At 66.5% G+C, this 17,031-nt stretch carries 17 protein-coding genes; 14 read left to right on the top strand and 3 right to left on the bottom strand.

Features of this window, described 5'->3' with window-relative positions; all coding sequences use genetic code 11:
- Positions 1-101: 101 nt before the first annotated feature.
- On the bottom strand, positions 102-1,028 hold the full coding sequence (locus HOY44_RS14550) for a lipid A-modifier LpxR family protein (RefSeq protein WP_287435591.1): 927 nt from the start codon (positions 1,026-1,028) through the stop codon (positions 102-104).
- Positions 1,029-1,188: 160 nt separating this feature from the next.
- Here HOY44_RS14550 and HOY44_RS14545 point away from each other — a divergent pair, with 160 nt between their 5' ends.
- From HOY44_RS14545 to HOY44_RS14510, 8 genes are all read left to right on the top strand, one after another.
- On the top strand, positions 1,189-2,070 hold the full coding sequence (locus tag HOY44_RS14545) for a LysR family transcriptional regulator (RefSeq protein WP_287435590.1): 882 nt from the start codon (positions 1,189-1,191) through the stop codon (positions 2,068-2,070).
- 84 nt (positions 2,071-2,154) lie between these two features.
- The gene (locus HOY44_RS14540) at positions 2,155-2,637 is read left to right on the top strand and encodes a formate dehydrogenase subunit gamma (protein ID WP_287435588.1); all 483 of its coding nucleotides are present in this window, start codon (positions 2,155-2,157) and stop codon (positions 2,635-2,637) included.
- Positions 2,634-4,133, top strand: coding sequence for a formate dehydrogenase beta subunit (locus HOY44_RS14535; RefSeq protein WP_287435587.1), 1,500 nt, complete (start codon positions 2,634-2,636; stop codon positions 4,131-4,133). The genes HOY44_RS14540 and HOY44_RS14535 overlap by 4 nt, the downstream gene beginning before the upstream one ends.
- A gap of 94 nt (positions 4,134-4,227) precedes the next feature.
- On the top strand, positions 4,228-4,434 hold the full coding sequence (locus HOY44_RS14530; RefSeq protein ID WP_287435585.1) for a DUF4287 domain-containing protein: 207 nt from the start codon (positions 4,228-4,230) through the stop codon (positions 4,432-4,434).
- Between the two features lie 4 nt (positions 4,435-4,438).
- Positions 4,439-7,354, top strand: coding sequence for a formate dehydrogenase subunit alpha (gene fdhF / locus HOY44_RS14525; protein ID WP_287435583.1), 2,916 nt, complete (start codon positions 4,439-4,441; stop codon positions 7,352-7,354).
- A 2-nt stretch (positions 7,355-7,356) separates the two neighbouring features.
- Positions 7,357-8,172: a formate dehydrogenase accessory sulfurtransferase FdhD gene (gene fdhD / locus HOY44_RS14520; protein ID WP_287435581.1), complete on the top strand. Its 816-nt coding sequence runs from the start codon at positions 7,357-7,359 to the stop codon at positions 8,170-8,172.
- Complete coding sequence (locus HOY44_RS14515) at positions 8,162-8,380, top strand: formate dehydrogenase subunit delta (RefSeq protein ID WP_287435579.1); 219 nt, start codon at positions 8,162-8,164, stop codon at positions 8,378-8,380. Before fdhD ends, HOY44_RS14515 begins: the two co-directional genes overlap by 11 nt.
- Before the next feature lie 54 nt (positions 8,381-8,434).
- Positions 8,435-9,322 carry an alpha/beta hydrolase gene (locus HOY44_RS14510; RefSeq protein ID WP_287435577.1) on the top strand — a complete coding sequence of 296 codons (888 nt, stop codon included), beginning with the start codon at positions 8,435-8,437 and terminating at the stop codon, positions 9,320-9,322.
- A 3-nt stretch (positions 9,323-9,325) separates the two neighbouring features.
- On the opposite strand, the gene HOY44_RS14505 is transcribed toward HOY44_RS14510, so the two are convergent.
- Complete coding sequence (locus HOY44_RS14505) at positions 9,326-9,760, bottom strand: RrF2 family transcriptional regulator (RefSeq protein WP_287435575.1); 435 nt, start codon at positions 9,758-9,760, stop codon at positions 9,326-9,328.
- 106 nt (positions 9,761-9,866) lie between these two features.
- Here HOY44_RS14505 and HOY44_RS14500 point away from each other — a divergent pair, with 106 nt between their 5' ends.
- The 3 genes from HOY44_RS14500 (at position 9,867) to HOY44_RS14490 (ending at position 11,685) form a co-directional block, all read left to right on the top strand.
- Positions 9,867-10,499, top strand: coding sequence for a class I SAM-dependent methyltransferase (locus HOY44_RS14500; protein ID WP_287435573.1), 633 nt, complete (start codon positions 9,867-9,869; stop codon positions 10,497-10,499).
- A 105-nt stretch (positions 10,500-10,604) separates the two neighbouring features.
- Positions 10,605-11,105, top strand: coding sequence for a fasciclin domain-containing protein (locus HOY44_RS14495; protein WP_008330494.1), 501 nt, complete (start codon positions 10,605-10,607; stop codon positions 11,103-11,105).
- 196 nt (positions 11,106-11,301) lie between these two features.
- On the top strand, positions 11,302-11,685 hold the full coding sequence (locus HOY44_RS14490) for an ester cyclase (RefSeq protein WP_287435571.1): 384 nt from the start codon (positions 11,302-11,304) through the stop codon (positions 11,683-11,685).
- 337 nt (positions 11,686-12,022) lie between these two features.
- Here HOY44_RS14490 and HOY44_RS14485 read toward each other — a convergent pair whose 3' ends face one another.
- Entirely contained in the window at positions 12,023-12,886 is an 864-nt protein-coding gene (locus HOY44_RS14485) for an asparaginase domain-containing protein (RefSeq protein ID WP_287435569.1), read from the bottom strand.
- Positions 12,887-12,990: 104 nt separating this feature from the next.
- Here HOY44_RS14485 and HOY44_RS14480 point away from each other — a divergent pair, with 104 nt between their 5' ends.
- Genes HOY44_RS14480 through HOY44_RS14470 form a run of 3 tightly spaced genes read left to right on the top strand, consistent with a single transcriptional unit; the run spans position 12,991 to position 16,990 of the window.
- Positions 12,991-14,079: an AI-2E family transporter gene (locus tag HOY44_RS14480; protein ID WP_008330497.1), complete on the top strand. Its 1,089-nt coding sequence runs from the start codon at positions 12,991-12,993 to the stop codon at positions 14,077-14,079.
- Position 14,080: 1 nt separating this feature from the next.
- Positions 14,081-14,764: a P-loop NTPase family protein gene (locus HOY44_RS14475; RefSeq protein WP_287435566.1), complete on the top strand. Its 684-nt coding sequence runs from the start codon at positions 14,081-14,083 to the stop codon at positions 14,762-14,764.
- 39 nt (positions 14,765-14,803) lie between these two features.
- Positions 14,804-16,990, top strand: a complete 2,187-nt coding sequence (locus tag HOY44_RS14470; RefSeq protein WP_138423565.1) for an RNA degradosome polyphosphate kinase — start codon at positions 14,804-14,806, stop codon at positions 16,988-16,990.
- Positions 16,991-17,031: the final 41 nt, after the last annotated feature.

Here is a 17,031-nt window from a genome sequence, read left to right as displayed (position 1 = left end):
TCTCTGAACGAACCGTTTGTTACACATTCGCCGGGATAGCACGGATGCCGGGAATTGTTAACTATTTTGTGCAATCCCGATCTGCGCCAGCCTGTCGCGCCTTAAAACTTGAGGCGGATTTGCACGGATCCAACAAATTGCCCCTCGGGCTGGGCGGTGAATTCCGGCGACAGATAGGTCAGCCCATAGAACACGCTGCCCACCTCGCCATCGACCAGAAGGCCGCCGCGCACCCGCGCGCGCGCAGGCGTGAGCGTATAGGCGGGTTCGGGCAGCAGGGCGGATGAGAACACCCGCGCCAGATCGGCGCCGAACAGGAAGGACACGCCGGGTTCGTTCACGTCCTTCAGGATCTGATAGGGCTGGCCGCTCACGTAATCGCGGGCGATCACGCCGCTTCTGTAGCCGGGGCCGACCAGCAGATCGAAACCGACGCGGGCATAGGCCTCAAGCCCCACATGCGCCTCGGCGAAGGGGCGGAACGTCATCTCGTCCCCGATGGCGATGGCATAGGCCGCTTCGGCATGGCCCATCGGGCGCACGGCGTTGCCGATCTGCCCAGCGAGGACAGCGGGGGCCAGACGGTCGAAGCCCGCGACACTGTGGAACCGGTCCTGTAGCGCCAGAACCTGCGTCGACGGGCCGACGGCCTCGGCCCCGGCGCCGAGCGCGAAATCCCAGCCGCCCCGCGCGAAATGCGTGAACAGACCGGCCCGCAGCGCCCCCGCCGCGCGACGGTCGCCGGGCGCAGGCGTCAGGGTGTTGGCCGGCGTCACGATCTGTGTGCCCAGCCGAACCTCGATCAGGTCACCGAACGCATAGGGCAGCTCCCGCGTGCCCTCGGGTCCGAACAGAAAGGATGTCGAGGTCGAAAAGCTCTGCCAGCGGTCCTGAAAATCACCTGTGCCGTCGTTCGTGGTGATGTTCGCCCAGCCCAGATAAGTCCACGACCGATCCTGCGCCGAAACGGCGCTGGCGACGAGGGACAGGATGAGCGCGGCCAGAAGGCGCGCGGGCGATACAGACATACGTTTCTCTCCCAGCCCCCAAGCCGGACTTCCACAATAGCGGCGGATCATGATTCGTCCCTATCCTTATCTACGCAGCCGGACGCGCGACAGATCAGGAAACCCGCACCCGATAGCCAATGCCTATGGATATCGCCCGGTTCCATGCTACTTTTCCAACATGCTGAACAAGCTCGAAATGTTCATCGCGCTCGCCAAAGAGCAGCATTTCGGACGTGCCGCCGACAGTCTGGGCATCACGCAGCCCACGTTGTCGGCGGGGATCAAGCAACTCGAAGCCGAACTCGGCGTGAAGCTGGTGCAGCGCGGGTCACGCTATGGCGGCCTGACACCCGAAGGCGCGCGCGCGCTCGACTGGGCGCGCCAGATCGTCGGGGATGCGCGACGGCTGCGCGACGAGATGCGGTTCTCGCGCGAAGGGCTGACCGGACACCTGCGCCTCGCCGTGATTCCCACCGCGCTCACCTGGGCCTCGCGCCTGTCGGCCCGGTTCTCGGCGGCGCATCCCAACGTGACCTTCACCATCCTGTCACGCACCTCGATCCAGATCCTGAACATGCTCGAAAACCTCGAGGCGGACGTGGGTCTGAGCTACCTCGACAACGAACCCCTGGGCCGGGTGCAGGTGCAGGAGCTTTACCGCGAGGATTACGCGCTGGTCTGCGCGCCGGACGATCCGGCAGCGGAGCGCACGGACATCGGGTGGACCGACATCGGCACGCGGACGCTGTGCCTGCTTACCCCCGACATGCAGAACCGCCGGATCATCAACCGCGCCTTCATGGAGGCCGGGCAGACCCCCAACGTGCGCATGGAATCGAACTCCACCGTGGTGCTCGTCAGCCACGTCGAACAGGGTGGCTGGTCCACTGTCCTGCCGGGCGACATGGCCGCCTCGCTGTCGCTGGGCCGCGACGTGGCCGTCGTTCCGATCCGGTCCGACCGTCCAGGGCCGAGCGTCGGATTGGTCGCCCCCTATCAGGAACCGCAGACCCCGGTGCTTCAGGCCCTGCTGGACGAGGCGCGGGTGCTGTCCGATTGATAGAAAATCCCTATCGACCGACGGAACTGCGATATTGATTTACCGCGCATTCGGTGAGATGGCTCCGCCAACTTCGGAGGACCAATGCAAGCCAACTCGCCAGCATCCGCGCCCGATCTCGGCGCGATTCTAGAGGTCATCGAGGCCTACACCCATCTCGAAGGGCCGCTCCTGCCGATCCTGCACGCGATGATGGAGGCTTTCGATCACGTGCCCGAGGATGCGGTGCAGCCCATCGCGGACGCTCTGAACATCGGGCGGGCCGAAGTGCATGGTGTCATCAGCTTCTACCACGATTTCCGCACCCTGCCCGCAGGCAGGCATATCGTGAAAATCTGCCGGGCCGAGGCCTGTCAGGCGCTGGGCGCGAACGGGTTGGCGGACGCGGTCCTGACCCGGCTAGGCACCTCGTGGCACGGCACCACGCCCAACGGCGCGGTGACGATCGAGCCGGTCTATTGCCTTGGCCTGTGTGCCAACGGCCCGGCCGCGATGATCGGTGACAAGGTCGTGGGCGCGCTGGACGAGGCCAAGCTGGAGCGCGTGATTTCGGAGGCGGGCGCATGAAGATCTATCTGTCGCAGGATGCGGTCGCCCGCGCACTGGGCGCCGACGAGGTCGCCGCCGAACTCGCCCGGCATGACGTCGAACTGATCCGCGTCGGCTCGCGCGGGATGACATGGCTGGAACCGCTGGCCGAGGTCGAGATCGACGGGGTGCGCCATGCCTTCGGTCCGGTCACGGTTTCGGACGTGCCCGCGCTGCTGGCCGGCACGCTCGACGGCCACGGCCCGACCGAAGAGATCCCGTTCTTCGCGAACCAGACCCGCCTCACCTTCCAGCGCTGCGGCGTAATCGACCCGCTCGATCTGGACGCCTACCGGGCGCACGGCGGATTGACGGGTCTTGAACGCGCGCTGGATATGGACGGTCTGGGCGTGGTCGAGGAAGCCAAGGCCAGCGGTCTGCGCGGTCGCGGCGGCGCAGGCTTCCCGACGGGGATCAAGTGGGAGACAGTGGCGAAAGCCGAGGCCGATCAGAAATACATCGTCTGCAACGCCGACGAAGGCGACTCGGGCACCTTCGCCGACCGGATGATTATGGAGGGCGACCCCTTCAGCCTGATCGAAGGCATGGCCATCGCCGGGGTCGGCGTGGGCGCGACCAAGGGCTATGTCTATTTGCGCTCGGAATATCCCGACGCGATCCGGGTGATGAAGGCCGCGGTCGAGGTCGCCCGCGCGAACGGCGTGCTGGGTGCGAGCCTGTTGGGCAAAGGCCCGGCCTTCGACATGGAAATCCGGGTCGGTGCCGGGGCTTACGTCTGCGGCGAAGAGACCTCGCTCTTGAACAGCCTCGAAGGCAAGCGTGGTGTCGTGCGGGCGAAGCCGCCGCTCCCCGCGCTCGAGGGTTTCCTCGGCAAGCCCACGGTCGTGAACAACGTCATCTCGCTCGCCACCATTCCGGTGATCTTCGAGAAGGGCGCGGCGCATTACGCGAATTTCGGGTTGGGCCGGTCGAAAGGGACCATCCCGCTCCAGATCGCGGGGAACGTGAAATACGGCGGGCTTTACGAGATCGCTTTCGGTCTGCCGCTGGGTGAGATCGTGAACGACATCGCGGGCGGCACCCGCTCGGGCCGGCCCGTGAAGGCGGTGCAGGTCGGTGGGCCGCTGGGGGCGTACTTCGCGCCGCACCAGTTCGATACGCCCTTCGGCTATGAAGAATTCGACGGCGCCGGAGGCCTCATCGGTCACGCGGGCCTCACTGTGTTCGACGACACCGCCGACATGCTCGGCATGGCGCGCTTCGCGATGGAGTTCTGCGCGGTGGAAAGCTGCGGTAAATGCACGCCCTGCCGGATCGGCGCGGTGCGCGGGGTCGAAACCATCGACCGGATCGCCGCGGGCGACATGGCGGCGAAAGAGCTGCTGACGGATCTGTGCGAGACCATGACCGACGGGTCGCTCTGCGCGCTGGGCGGGTTCACCCCCTACCCCGTGATGTCCGCGATGACGCTGTTTCCCGAGGATTTCGCGGGTGCGCGCGAGGCGGCGGAATGATCCGGTTTCGTCTGCTGACGCAGCCGACCCGCGCGGGGGCGCTGCCCCCGCACCCCCGGGATATTTTCGGACCGGAAAGACGGGAGCGCGGCGCATGAGCGAGACCGTGAAGGGGCCTGCGTCCTATTTTCCGTCGATCGAAAAGACATACGGCCAGCCGATCGGGCATTGGCTGGGGATGGTCGCCGAGAAGGGCGACATGAAACATATGGAGATCGTGAACTGGCTGAAGGTCGAACACGGTCTGGGGCACGGGCATGCGAACGCCATCGTCGCCTATGCGCTTGCGAAGAAAGGATGAGACCATGAAGGACTTCATCATTCCGTGGAACGACGCCGACATGGGCACGCCTGCCAAGACCGGCGCGCCCGTCACGCTGACCATCGACGGGGCCGCGATCACGGTGCCCGAGGGGACGAGCGTGATGCGCGCCGCCTATGAAGCCGGGATCACCGTGCCGAAGCTGTGCGCGACGGACAGTGTGGAGGCCTTCGGGTCGTGCCGCCTGTGCGTGGTCGAGATCGAGGGGCGGCGCGGGACGCCCGCCAGTTGCACGACGCCGGTGGCCGAGGGGATGGTGGTGCATACCCAATCCTCCAAGGTTCAGAAGATCCGCAAGGGGGTGATGGAGCTTTACATCTCGGACCACCCGCTCGACTGCCTGACCTGTTCGGCGAACGGCGATTGCGAGTTGCAGGACATGGCGGGTGCCGTGGGTCTGCGCGATGTGCGCTATGAGCCGGGCGACAACCATTTCGACCCCACCGGGACCGGGGCGCTGTCGATGGCCGATGCCAAGCGGCGCGAGGGGGACGGGAATTTCCGCTATATTCCGAAGGACGAGTCCAACCCCTATTTCACCTATGACCCGGCCAAATGCATCGTCTGTTCGCGCTGCGTGCGGGCCTGCGAAGAGGTGCAGGGCACCTTCGCGCTGACCATCGAGGGGCGCGGTTTCGACAGCCGGGTGTCGGCGGGCGGCGCGATGGATGACTTCCTGTCGTCGGACTGCGTATCCTGCGGCGCCTGCGTGCAGGCCTGCCCGACCGCGACTTTGCAGGAGAAATCGGTGGCCGAACTGGGCACGCCGACGCGGTCGGTGGTCACGACCTGCGCCTATTGCGGGGTCGGGTGTTCGTTCAAGGCGGAACTGAACGGCGATCAGCTTGTCCGGATGGTCCCTTACAAGAACGGCAAGGCGAACCGGGGGCATAGCTGTGTGAAGGGGCGCTTCGCCTATGGCTATACCGAGCACAAGGACCGCATCCTGAGCCCGATGATCCGCGAGTCGATCAACGAGCCGTGGCAGGAAGTGTCGTGGGATGAGGCCATCGGTTTCGCCGCGAAACGTCTGAAATCGTTACAGAAAACTTACGGGCGGCGTTCGGTAGGGGTCATCACTTCTTCACGGTGCACGAACGAGGAGACCTATCTGGTCCAGAAGCTCGCCCGTGGCGTGTTCATGAACAACAACACCGACACCTGCGCGCGGGTCTGCCACTCGCCCACCGGCTATGGCCTTGGCCAGACCTTCGGGACGAGCGCCGGGACGCAGGATTTCGACTCGGTCGAACATACCGACGTGGTGATCGTGATCGGGGCCAACCCGACGGACGGGCACCCGGTCTTCGCCAGCCGCCTGAAGAAGCGTCTGCGTCAGGGCGCCAAGCTGATCGTCATCGACCCGCGTCGCATCGACCTTGTGAAATCCGCGCATATCAAGGCGGCGCATCACCTGCCGCTCAGGCCCGGCACCAACGTCGCCGTGGTCACGGCGCTGGCCCATGTGATCGTCACCGAGGGGCTGATGGACGAGGCGTTCATCCGCGATCGCTGCGACTGGAACGAGTTCCTTGAATATGCGGAATTCGTGAGCGCGGAGCGGCATTCGCCCGAAGCCACCGAGATGCTGACCGGCGTTCCGGCCGAAACGCTGCGCGAAGCGGCCCGCACATTCGCCCGTGGCGGCAATGGCGCGATCTACTACGGCCTTGGCGTGACCGAGCACAGTCAGGGGTCCACGACCGTCATGGGGATCGCGAACCTCGCCATGCTCACGGGCAACATCGGGCGCCCCGGTGTGGGCGTGAACCCGCTGCGCGGTCAGAACAACGTGCAGGGGTCGTGCGACATGGGGTCTTTCCCGCATGAGCTTCCGGGGTATCGCCATGTGAAGCTGCCCGAGGTGCGCGAAACCTTCGAGGCCGCCTGGGGCGTGACCATCGACCCGGAGCCGGGTCTGCGCATCCCGAACATGCTGGACGCCGCCGTGGATGGCACCTTCAAGGGGCTTTACTGTCAGGGCGAGGACATCCTGCAATCGGACCCCGACACAAAACACGTCGCCGCCGGTCTGGCCGCGATGGAATGCGTGATCGTCCATGACCTGTTCCTCAACGAGACGGCGAATTACGCGCATGTGTTCCTGCCGGGTTCGTCCTTCCTCGAGAAAGACGGCACCTTCACCAATGCCGAGCGGCGCATCAACATGGTGCGCCGTGTGATGGCGCCCAAGGCGGGCTATGCCGACTGGGAGGTCACGCAGCTTCTGGCGCAGGCGATGGGCGCGGATTGGGATTACGCCCACCCGCGTGAGATCATGGCCAAGATCGCGTCGACGACGCCCAGCTTCGCCGGCGTGACCTATGAGCGGATCAACGAGCTTGGGTCGATCCAGTGGCCCTGCAACGACAGCGCGCCCGAGGGCACGCCGCTGATGCATGTCGATGGCTTCGTGCGCGGCAAGGGGCGGCTGATGGTCACGGAATACGTGGCGACGGACGAAAAGACCGGGCCGCGTTTCCCGCTGCTTCTGACCACCGGGCGTATCCTGAGCCAATACAACGTGGGCGCACAGACGCGGCGCACCGCGAATTCGACTTGGCATGAGGAGGACGTGCTGGAGATCCATCCGCACGACGCCGAGGTGCGCGGCGTGAAGGAGGGCGATTTCGTCAAGCTCGCCTCGCGGTCCGGGGAGACGACGCTGCGCGCGACGCTGACCGACCGGGTGTCGACCGGCGTGGTCTATACCACGTTCCACCACCCCGACACGCAGGCCAACGTCATCACCACCGATTTCTCGGATTGGGCCACGAACTGCCCGGAATACAAGGTGACGGCGGTGCAGGTCAGCCCGTCCAACGGGCCGACCGACTGGCAGGAGCGGTACAACGAGCAAGCCGAGCAATCGCGGCGCATTCTGCCCGCGGCGGAGTGACCATGGGGGGCGCGGCGAAATCCCGTCCGGGTCTTGCGGTCTCGTCCACCGGGGCGCGGACCGTGGCCCGGACCCTGCCTGAAGAAACGCCCGTGGCGATGACTTTCGACGGGACGACGCTGGCCGTCATGATGGCCTCGCCCGCGGATCTTGAGGATTTCGCGGTGGGTTTCGCTCTGACTGAGCGCGTGATCGAACGGCCCGGCGATATCGAGGAGTTGGAGGTTCTGACCTTCGATCGGGGCATCGAGGCGCGGATGCTTCTGCGCGACGACAGGTCCGAGCAATTGCGCAGCCGCCAGCGGGCGCTGATGGGGCCTGTGGGCTGTGGGCTTTGCGGCATCGACTCGCTGGACGGGGCGCTGCCGCCCCTGCCCGCCGTGGATGCGGACCCGCGTTTTGCCCGCGACGAGGTGGCGCGGGCCACGGATGACCTGCGTCGCCATCAGCCGCTGCACGATCTGACGCGGGCGGTCCATGCCGCGGGCTTCATGGTCCCCGGCCAAGGCATCGTCATGGCGCGGGAGGATGTGGGGCGGCACAATGCGCTCGACAAACTCATCGGCGCGCTGGCGCGGGCGGGGATCGACCCGGCCACGGGGGCGATGGTGCTGACCAGCCGCATCTCGGTCGAGATGGTGCAGAAGACCGCCCAAGCCGGGTGTGCCGTCATCGTCGCGGCCTCGGCCCCGACCGCGCACGCCCTGCGTCTGGCCGATGACGCGCAGATCACCCTTGCCGCCTTTGCGCGCGGCGAGAGCTTCGACCTTTATTCCCATCCGCACCGGATCACAGCGGGAGCCACCCATGTCGCCTGAGAAAATGGTCACCATGGCCAACCAGATCGCCACATTCTTCAAGACCCAGCCGGGCGACGACCAGCTCGACCGGTTCGCGGCCCATATCAACGATTTTTGGGAACCGCGGATGCGGCGCCAATTGCTCGACCATATCGCGGCGGGCGGTGCCGGGCTGGAGACGCTGGTGATCGAGGCGGCCGGTCGGATTTCCGAGCCGGTGGAGTGACACCGGCTTGCGCCGGGGCGCCGCGCGCGGTTTGATCGGCGCGGGAGGCGGCGTATGAGCGGGTTTCATCCGGATTTCGGCAATGTGGATCGGCTGACGAAACAGGCGGTGCGGCCCGGCACGCTGCGCGTCTATCGTCTGTTGCTGGCGCTCGGCGGCTGGCTTGTCGGGCGGCGGGTCGAACAGGCCGTGTCGTCGCGCGGGCGGCGGATCTGGGTCTACCGGCCCGAGGGCGACGGGCCGCACCCTGCCCTTCTGTGGCTGCATGGCGGCGGGCTGATCTTCGGCAACCCGGTGACCGAGCACGATTTCGCGCGACAGGTCGCGGCGGAGATCGGGGCGGTGGTCGCGCTTCCGACCTATGCCTTCGCGCCGGAGCGGCCCTATCCCGCCGGGATCGAAGATGCCTATGCTGCGTTGGAATGGCTGGCCGCCGCGCCGGGGGTCGATCCGGCCCGGATCGCCGTGGGCGGCGACAGCGCGGGCGGCGGGCTGGCCGCGGCCCTTGCGATCTTGGCGCGGGATCGCGGCGGGCCTGCGGTCCGCTTCCAGTTGCTCCACGAACCGATGCTGGACGAGGCGACGCGGAATCGGCCCGCGCCGGACCCCGAGACGATGCGTATGTGGAACCCGGCGATCAACACATGGGCCTGGGATGGATATCTGCGCGACGTGGACGGCCCGGTGCCCGCCACCGCGTCGCCCTCGCGGCTCGCGGACCCGGTGGGGCTGCCGCCGGCGTGGATCGGGGTGGGCACGCGGGATCTGTTTCACGCCGAGGTCCGGGACTATGCCGGGCGGCTCGCCGCCGCCGGGATTCCCGTCGATTTTCACGAGGTCGAGGGCGCGTTCCACGGGTTCGCCGCGGTGCGCAAGGATGCGCCGGTGTCCAAGGACTATGTGGCGCGGATGAAAGCCGCGCTGGCCGTCGCGCTGAAATGATGCTCAGGACGGGAGGCGAAAGTCGGGCGGCCCCGCTTCGTCCCTGAGGTCGGCGACCGTCACCCGCTCCAACTCCTTGCGAAACCGGCGCCTTGCGCCGTCGAGCGCCTTGCCGAGCGCGGTATTGGCCGCCTGCTCCAGCCGGCAGCCGGGCGCGTCCTGCGCCTGTCCCAGCGCGAAGAGCGACGGCTCGCCCAGCGCGTCGTAGATGGTCAGCATGGTAATCTGGTCGAGCGGGCGCGCCAGTGTCCAGCCGCCGCCGTGTCCCTTGACCGATTCGACGATGCCCGCGTCGCGCAGCCCGCCCATCGTGCGGCGCACCACCGTGGCATTCGTGTTCAGCATCCGGCCGATCTCGTCCGAGGTGGCCGGACCATCGTGCCGTTCGAGGTGAAGGAGCGCGTGGAGCACGCGGGACAGGCGGTTGTCGGTTCGCATGGCGCCACCTTACCGCGCCCGCTTTCGCAACAAAAGAGGTTGCGTGATATTGACGGGACGGATTTCACGTTACATATGAAGTCACGAGAAGCGAAAAGGAGCCGACATGACCGAGACGCAAGACCTGAGAACCTTCTGGGAAGATCGCTATAGCGCGATGACCGACCCGACGAACGGCAAGCCTTCGGGCGTGCTGGAACGGCTGGCCGCCGGGCGGGTGCCCGCCCGTGCGCTCGACATCGGCTGCGCGCGGGGCGACGATGCGCTCTGGCTGGCGGCGAAAGGCTGGACCGTCACCGGCGTCGACGTGTCCCAGACCGCGCTGGACATCGCGGCGGACCGCGCGAGGACAGCCGGGCTTGCCGACCGCATCACGTTCGAGCGTCACACGCTGCCCGAGACGTTTCCCGACGGCAGCTTCGATCTGGTCTCGGCGCTGTTCTTCCAAAGCCCGATGGCGTTCGACCGGGCGAGCGTTCTGGAACTGGCGGCGCGGGCGACCGCACCGGGCGGGCTGCTCGTCATCGCCGCGCACAACACCGCGCCCAGATGGCGGATGGCGGATCACGACCATCGGCCCGCCTTTCCGACCCCCGAAGAGGATCGCGCCGCGACGGCCAAAAGCGGCCATGTCTGGCGCGAAATCGAGGTCGGCTTGTCGGCCCGCGAGGTCACCGGACCGGACGGCGAGACCGACACCGTGAAGGACAGCCATGTCATTCTGGAGCGTGTGTCCTGACAGGTTCATCACGTCGGGTGACAGAGCCGTGACTGCCATGATCCCGCCGTTCTGACGGGCCGTAAGCCTCGCATAGACGACAGACAAACATGGAGGTTACCTGTCATGAAGACCCTCGCCACTGCTGCTGCCCTTGCCGTTCTCACCGCTGGTGCGGCCAATGCCGACACCATCGCCGCGATCGCATCGGGCAATGACGACTTTTCGACCCTCGTGGCCGCAGCCGATGCCGCCGGTCTGGTCGAAACGCTCGCCAGCGACGGGCCGTTCACCGTGTTCGCCCCGACCAACGCCGCCTTCGACGCGCTGCCGGACGGCACCGTCGAAAGCCTGCTGGAGCCGGACATGAAAGACGATCTGACCAACATCCTGCTCTACCATGTCGTGCCCGCCGAGGTGATGTCGGGCGACATCGCGATGGGCACCACGGCGGTCGAGACCGTGGCCGGGGCGACGCTGTGCGTGACCGCTTCGGACAGCGGCGTGACCCTGACCGACGGCATGGGCAACACCGCCACGGTTGTGAGCGCGGACATCGACGCCGACAACGGTGTGATCCACGTCATCGACACAGTCATCATGCCGGGCGAAGGCGCATCCTGCTGACGAGAACTGGGACTCGAAAAATTTTTTCCTGCACGAGGGAACCAACTTTGCCCCCCGTGCGTAGTGTAGATGTCCCATGACTGTCCCAGCCGGGGCACCCTAACCCCGGCATCGGAGCGGATCTCCCCCGAGATCCGCTCCTTTTTCTTTGGCGGGTCCGGTTTCCTTCCGCGCACCCGCGCGCCACAGTCGGGCCATGACCGAGACCACCGAACCGCTTTATCGTGGCTATATCGATTGCCTGAACGCCCGCGATTGGGCACGGCTCGGCGCGTTCGTCGACAGGGATGTGGATTACAACGGCACCCGGATCGGGCTTGAGGGCTATCGCGCCATGCTGGAGCGGGATGTGGCGGCGATCCCCGATCTGCGGTTCGTGATCGCGCTTCTGGTCTGCGATGCGCGCACGGTGGCGGCGCGGCTTGCCTTCGACGTCACACCCGCGGGTGTTTTGTTCGATCTGCCCGTGAACGGCAGGCGCGTGCGGTTCACGGAGAACGTGTTTTACGAGGTCGAGGCGGGGAAAATCCGCCGCGTCTGGTCGCTGATCGACACCGATGCCATCGCGGCGCAGCTTTGACGACCGGCGGATTTCGGCCGTTTTCGGCGGGGCGGCGGACAGATGGGCCGGAAGACGGGAACCATTGGCGGGGTTTGTGCGTCGTGGATATGTCCCATGACTGTCCCAGCCGGGGCACCCTAACCCCGGCACCGGAGCGGATCTCACCCGAGATCCGCTCCTTTTTTTCTGGGCCGTATCGGGATTTCGTCCGGGCGGTGAGCGGAATTTCGGGAATCCGAACAGGCACCGGGAACCATTCCGGGTTTCGCGCGTCTGATAAACAGTCCCATGACTGTCCCAGCCGGGGTCCCCGCCCCGGCATTGGAGCGGGCCTCTTCCCAGAGGTCCGCTCCTTTTAGCTTCGCCCGCCAGCCAGCCAGAGTTTCACGAGCGCCGCCTCGGGCGTTTCGCGTCCGCCGTTTTCGACACCGGCGGCCCAGAGCGCGGCGCCGGCTGCGTAGTGGCCGGGGGCCAGTCCGCCGCCCTCGCACTGGCTGACGGCGCGGATGCGTTTGCCTTGGGCGACGGCACCTGCGAGGGCCGCGTGAACCTCGGCGTCATGCATCACGGTGCCCGCGCCGAAGACGCGCAGGACCGCGCCATCCAGCGCCGCCAGCGCGCCCGAGAGCGCGGAAGCCGGCAGGCCGGGCGTCAGGGCGAGCACCGCCAGCCTGCGGTCCGGGTCGAAGCGGCGGGTTTCGGGCGGCCCCACCGGATCCTGTGGCACGGACCGGAAGGCATCGTCGCCGCGCGTGTCGTGTTTGATGAGCCCGCCCGCCTCCATGATCTTCTGCGCGAAGGCGCATTTCACGCCGGTCCAGCCGGGGGCGATGAGCGTGGCCACGGCGAGCGTCAGGTTGGCGCGCGCGCCCTCGCCCGCGCCGAGGGGCGCCATCGCCCCGCACAGGATCACGCGCACGTCGCGACCGGCAAGCGCCTGCGCCAGCGCCGCGCCGGTGAAGGACATGGTGTCGGTGCCGTGGGTGACGAGGAACGAGGCGCCGGGGTGGGCGTCGATCAGGTCGAGCATCCGGTTCCAGTCGTCGGGGCCGACGTCGGCACTGTCCAGAAGCGGGTCGAACAGGTGGGTGGTGAGCCGCGCGCCGGTGGGCATCAGCGCCTCGACCGCGCGTTCGACACGGCCGCGTTCCGGCACCAGACCGTCGGGCGACGGCACCATGCCGATGGTTCCGCCTGTGTGTATGAGCACGATCTCCATGCCGTCACATAGCCTTGGCGGCGGGCGGGCGGCAAGCCGACCTCGGTGCTTGATCCTCAGGGCCAAACCCGCCAAGACTGTGGCCAACGAACAAGGGACCACACATGGCATTGCCGGTCGGCACGCAATTTCGGTACTGGGCCATCGCCGCGGTGGTCTTTTTCGTGCTGCTCTGGTTCCTGGGCGACGTCATCATGCCGTTCCTGATCGGCGGGGCGATCGCGTATTTCCTCGACCCGGTGGCGGACAAGCTTGAGGCCTGGGGGTTCAAGCGGATCTGGGCGACGATCACGATCTCGATCCTCGCCCTGATCGTCTTCGTGATCCTGATCCTGCTGATCGTGCCGTCGCTGGTCAATCAGGCCGGGCAGCTCATCAACCTCGCCCCGCAGATCGCGCAGAACCTGCGCGACTTCCTGATCGAGCGGTTCCCCGACGTAGTGGATCAAGACAGCGTGCTGCGCCAATCGCTCGACCAGATCGGCAAGACCATTCAGGACCGGGGCGCCGAGCTTGTGGATGCCGTGCTGTCGTCGGCGATGGGGATCGTGAACATCGCGCTTCTGTTCGTGATCGTGCCGGTCGTGACCTTCTACCTGCTGTGGGACTGGGACCGGATGGTCGCGGCCATCGACGACCTGCTGCCGCGCGACCATGCGCCGGTGATCCGCGATCTCGCGAGCCAGATCGACCGGACGCTAGCGGGGTTCATCCGGGGGCAAGGCACCGTCTGCCTGATCCTCGGCACCTTCTACGCGGTCGCCCTGATGCTCGCCGGGCTTCAGTTCGGACTGATCGTGGGGGCGGTCGCGGGGGCGCTGACCTTCATCCCCTACATCGGAGCACTGGTGGGCGGGGCACTGGCCATCGGGCTCGCCCTGTTTCAGTTCTGGGGCGAGTGGTGGCACATCGCCATCGTCGCGGGCATCTTCATGGTCGGCCAGTTCTTCGAGGGCAACATCCTGACCCCGAACCTTGTCGGCACCTCGGTCGGGCTGCACCCGGTCTGGCTGATCTTCGCGCTCTCCGCCTTCGGCACGGTCTTCGGTTTCGTGGGTATGCTGGTCGCCGTGCCCGTGGCCGCGGCCCTTGGCGTGGTCACCCGCTATCTGATCCAGCGCTACAAGGAGGGGCGGCTCTACAAGGGCCTGTCCGAAGGGGCGCTGCTGCCGGAAGATCAGGACGACGCCTGACATGGCCCATCAGTTGACGTTCGACCTGCCCGTGCGGACTTCGCGGGACCGCGGGGATTTCTTCATCGCCGACTCCAACGCCGTGGCGCTGGCCGCCATCGAGCGGTGGAAGGACTGGCCCTCTGCGAAAATGGTGCTGACCGGGCCGGACGGGTCGGGCAAAAGCCATCTGGTCGAGGTCTGGGCGACCCTGACCGGGGCCGAGATCGTGCCCGCCGGAACGCTCGCCACGCTGGACACGGCCGCCCTCGCCGGGCGCTCGGTCGCGGTCGAGGACGCCGACCGCGTCGCGGGCCAGCCGGAGGCCGAAGCGGCGCTGTTCCACCTCCACAACCTCGTGCTGGCCGAGGGGGGATCGCTGCTTTTGACCTCGCGCGCGGCGCCGACGCGCTGGGGGCTGGACCTGCCCGACCTTGCCAGCCGGATGGAGGGGACGAGCATGGTGGCGCTCGAAACCCCCGACGAGGCGCTCATTTCGGCGGTTCTGGTCAAGCTGTTCGATGACCGCCAGATCGCCGTCTCGCCCAATCTGGTCGCCTATCTGGCCCCGCGCCTGCCCCGATCCCTTGCCGCTGCCCGCGACTTCGTCGCCCGGCTCGACGATGTGGCGCTGGCGGAAAAACGCGACGTGACGCGGGCACTGGCCGCCCGTCTGCTGGACAAGGATGCGGGCGCGGGCGCATAACGTCACAGAAAGGTTACGAAAGTGCCCGATACCGCGCATATGACAGACCAACCGATCTTGGCCGACTTTCTGGAGTCGGACTTCCCCGAACCCGTGACGATGGACCCGGTCGACATCGACGGCCCGAAACGCTTTTTCAACCGGGAACTGAGCTGGCTCGGCTTCAACTGGCGCGTGCTGGAAGAGGCCGAGAACCTGCGGGTTCCGCTGCTCGAACGCCTGCGGTTCCTGTCAATTTCCGCCTCGAACCTCGACGAGTTCTACACCGTGCGGGTCGCGGGTCTGCGCGAACTGGCCAACACCGGGCACACGACGCCGGGCGCCGACGGGCTGCCGCCTGCCGAACAACTCGTGCTCATCAACGCGGATGCGCGCAACCTGATGGCACGCCAGCAGGAGGTGTTCGAAACGATCGCGTCGGAAATGGCGTCGACCGGGATGCACATCTGCACGCGCGACGCGCTGGACGAAGACGATTTCGCCTTTCTCGACGACGTGTTTCTGCGGCAGGTGTTTCCGGTGCTGTCGCCGCTGGCCATCGACCCGGCGCACCCGTTCCCGTTCATCCCGAACCTCGGCTTCGCGCTGGCGCTGCAACTCGAACGCAAGGGCGACAAGCGCAAGCTTCAGGCGCTCTTGCCGATCCCGCACCAGATCGACCGCTTCATCCGCCTGCCCAACCGCGACGGCGCGCTCCGGTTCCTGCCGCTCGAAGACCTGCTGCTTTTGCATCTGACGAGCCTGTTTCCCGGCTACGCGGCCAAGGGGCACTGTGCCTTCCGCGTGCTGCGCGACAGCGATCTGGAGGTCGAGGAAGAGGCCGAAGACCTGGTTCGCGAATTCGAGACGGCGCTGAAACGCCGCCGCCGGGGCGAGGTCGTTCGGATGAAAATCTCGGCCGACGCGCCGTCGGAGCTTCTGACGCTCATCAAGCGGGAACTGCATGTCACCGATGACGAGGTCGTCGAGGTCGACGGGCTGATCGGCATTTCGGACCTGTCCGAACTGGTGGTCGACGACCGGCCCGACCTGTTGTGGCCGTCGTTCACGCCGCGCATCCCAGAACGGGTACAGGATCACGACGGCGATATGTTCGCGGCGATCCGGCAGAAGGACATGCTGCTGCACCACCCCTACGAGACGTTCGACACCGTGGTGCGGTTCCTGAACCAAGCCGCGCTCGACCCGAACGTGGTGGCGATCAAGCAGACGCTTTACCGCACCAGCCGCGACAGCCCGATCGTGTCGGCGCTGTGCGAGGCGGCGGAAAACGGCAAGTCGGTCACCGCGCTTGTCGAACTCAAGGCCCGGTTCGACGAGGCCGCCAACATTCGCCAGTCGCGCAGGTTGGAGCGCGCGGGCGCGCATGTCGTCTACGGCTTCATGAACTACAAGACCCATGCCAAGATCTCGGCCGTGGTGCGGCGCGAGGGCAGCGATCTGGTCACCTACACGCATTATGGCACCGGGAACTATCACCCGATCACCGCGCGCATCTATACCGACCTGAGCCTTTTCACCTGTGACGAGGCGCTGGGGCGGGATGCGACGCGGGTGTTCAACTACCTGTCGGGCTACGCCCAGCCCGAAAAGCTGGAAAAACTCGCCATCTCGCCCCTGACGCTCAAGGCCAAGCTGATCGAGTTGATCGAGGCCGAGGCGGACCATGCCGAAGCCGGGCGTCCTGCGGAAATCTGGGCCAAGATGAACTCGCTCGTCGAAGAGGACGTGATCGACGCGCTTTATGCGGCGAGCCGGAAGGGCGTGAAGATCAGCCTCGTCATTCGCGGCATCTGCGGGCTGCGCCCCGGCATCAAGGGGCTGTCCGAGAATATCCGCGTGAAATCCATCGTGGGCCGGTTCCTCGAACACAGCCGGATCGTCTGTTATGGCAATGGCCACGGGCTGCCGTCGAAGAAGGCCCGGGTGTTCATGTCCTCCGCCGACTGGATGGGACGCAACCTGAACCGCCGCGTGGAAACGCTGGTCGAGACGACGAACCCCACGGTGAAGGCGCAGATCGTCAGTCAGATCATGGCGGCCAACATGCACGACGTGGCGCAAAGCTGGGTGATGCAGCCGGACGGCAGCTTCGCGCGGCCCGACCTTGCCGGCAACGAGACCCCGTTCAACTGTCACCGCTTCTTCATGGAATACCCGTCGCTGTCGGGTCGCGGTTCGGCCGGGGCGTCGGACGTGCCGGAACTGGCGCACAGCCACGACTGAGGTCACGCCGGGCCGCTCGTCAAATGGCCCGTTGCGACCCC

The organism is Maritimibacter sp. (assembly GCF_016774595.1).
In the GTDB taxonomy this organism is placed as follows: domain Bacteria; phylum Pseudomonadota; class Alphaproteobacteria; order Rhodobacterales; family Rhodobacteraceae; genus Maritimibacter; species Maritimibacter alkaliphilus.
The sequence above is the reverse complement of the archived record's forward strand: the minus strand, read 5'-3'. Positions and strand labels throughout refer to the sequence as shown.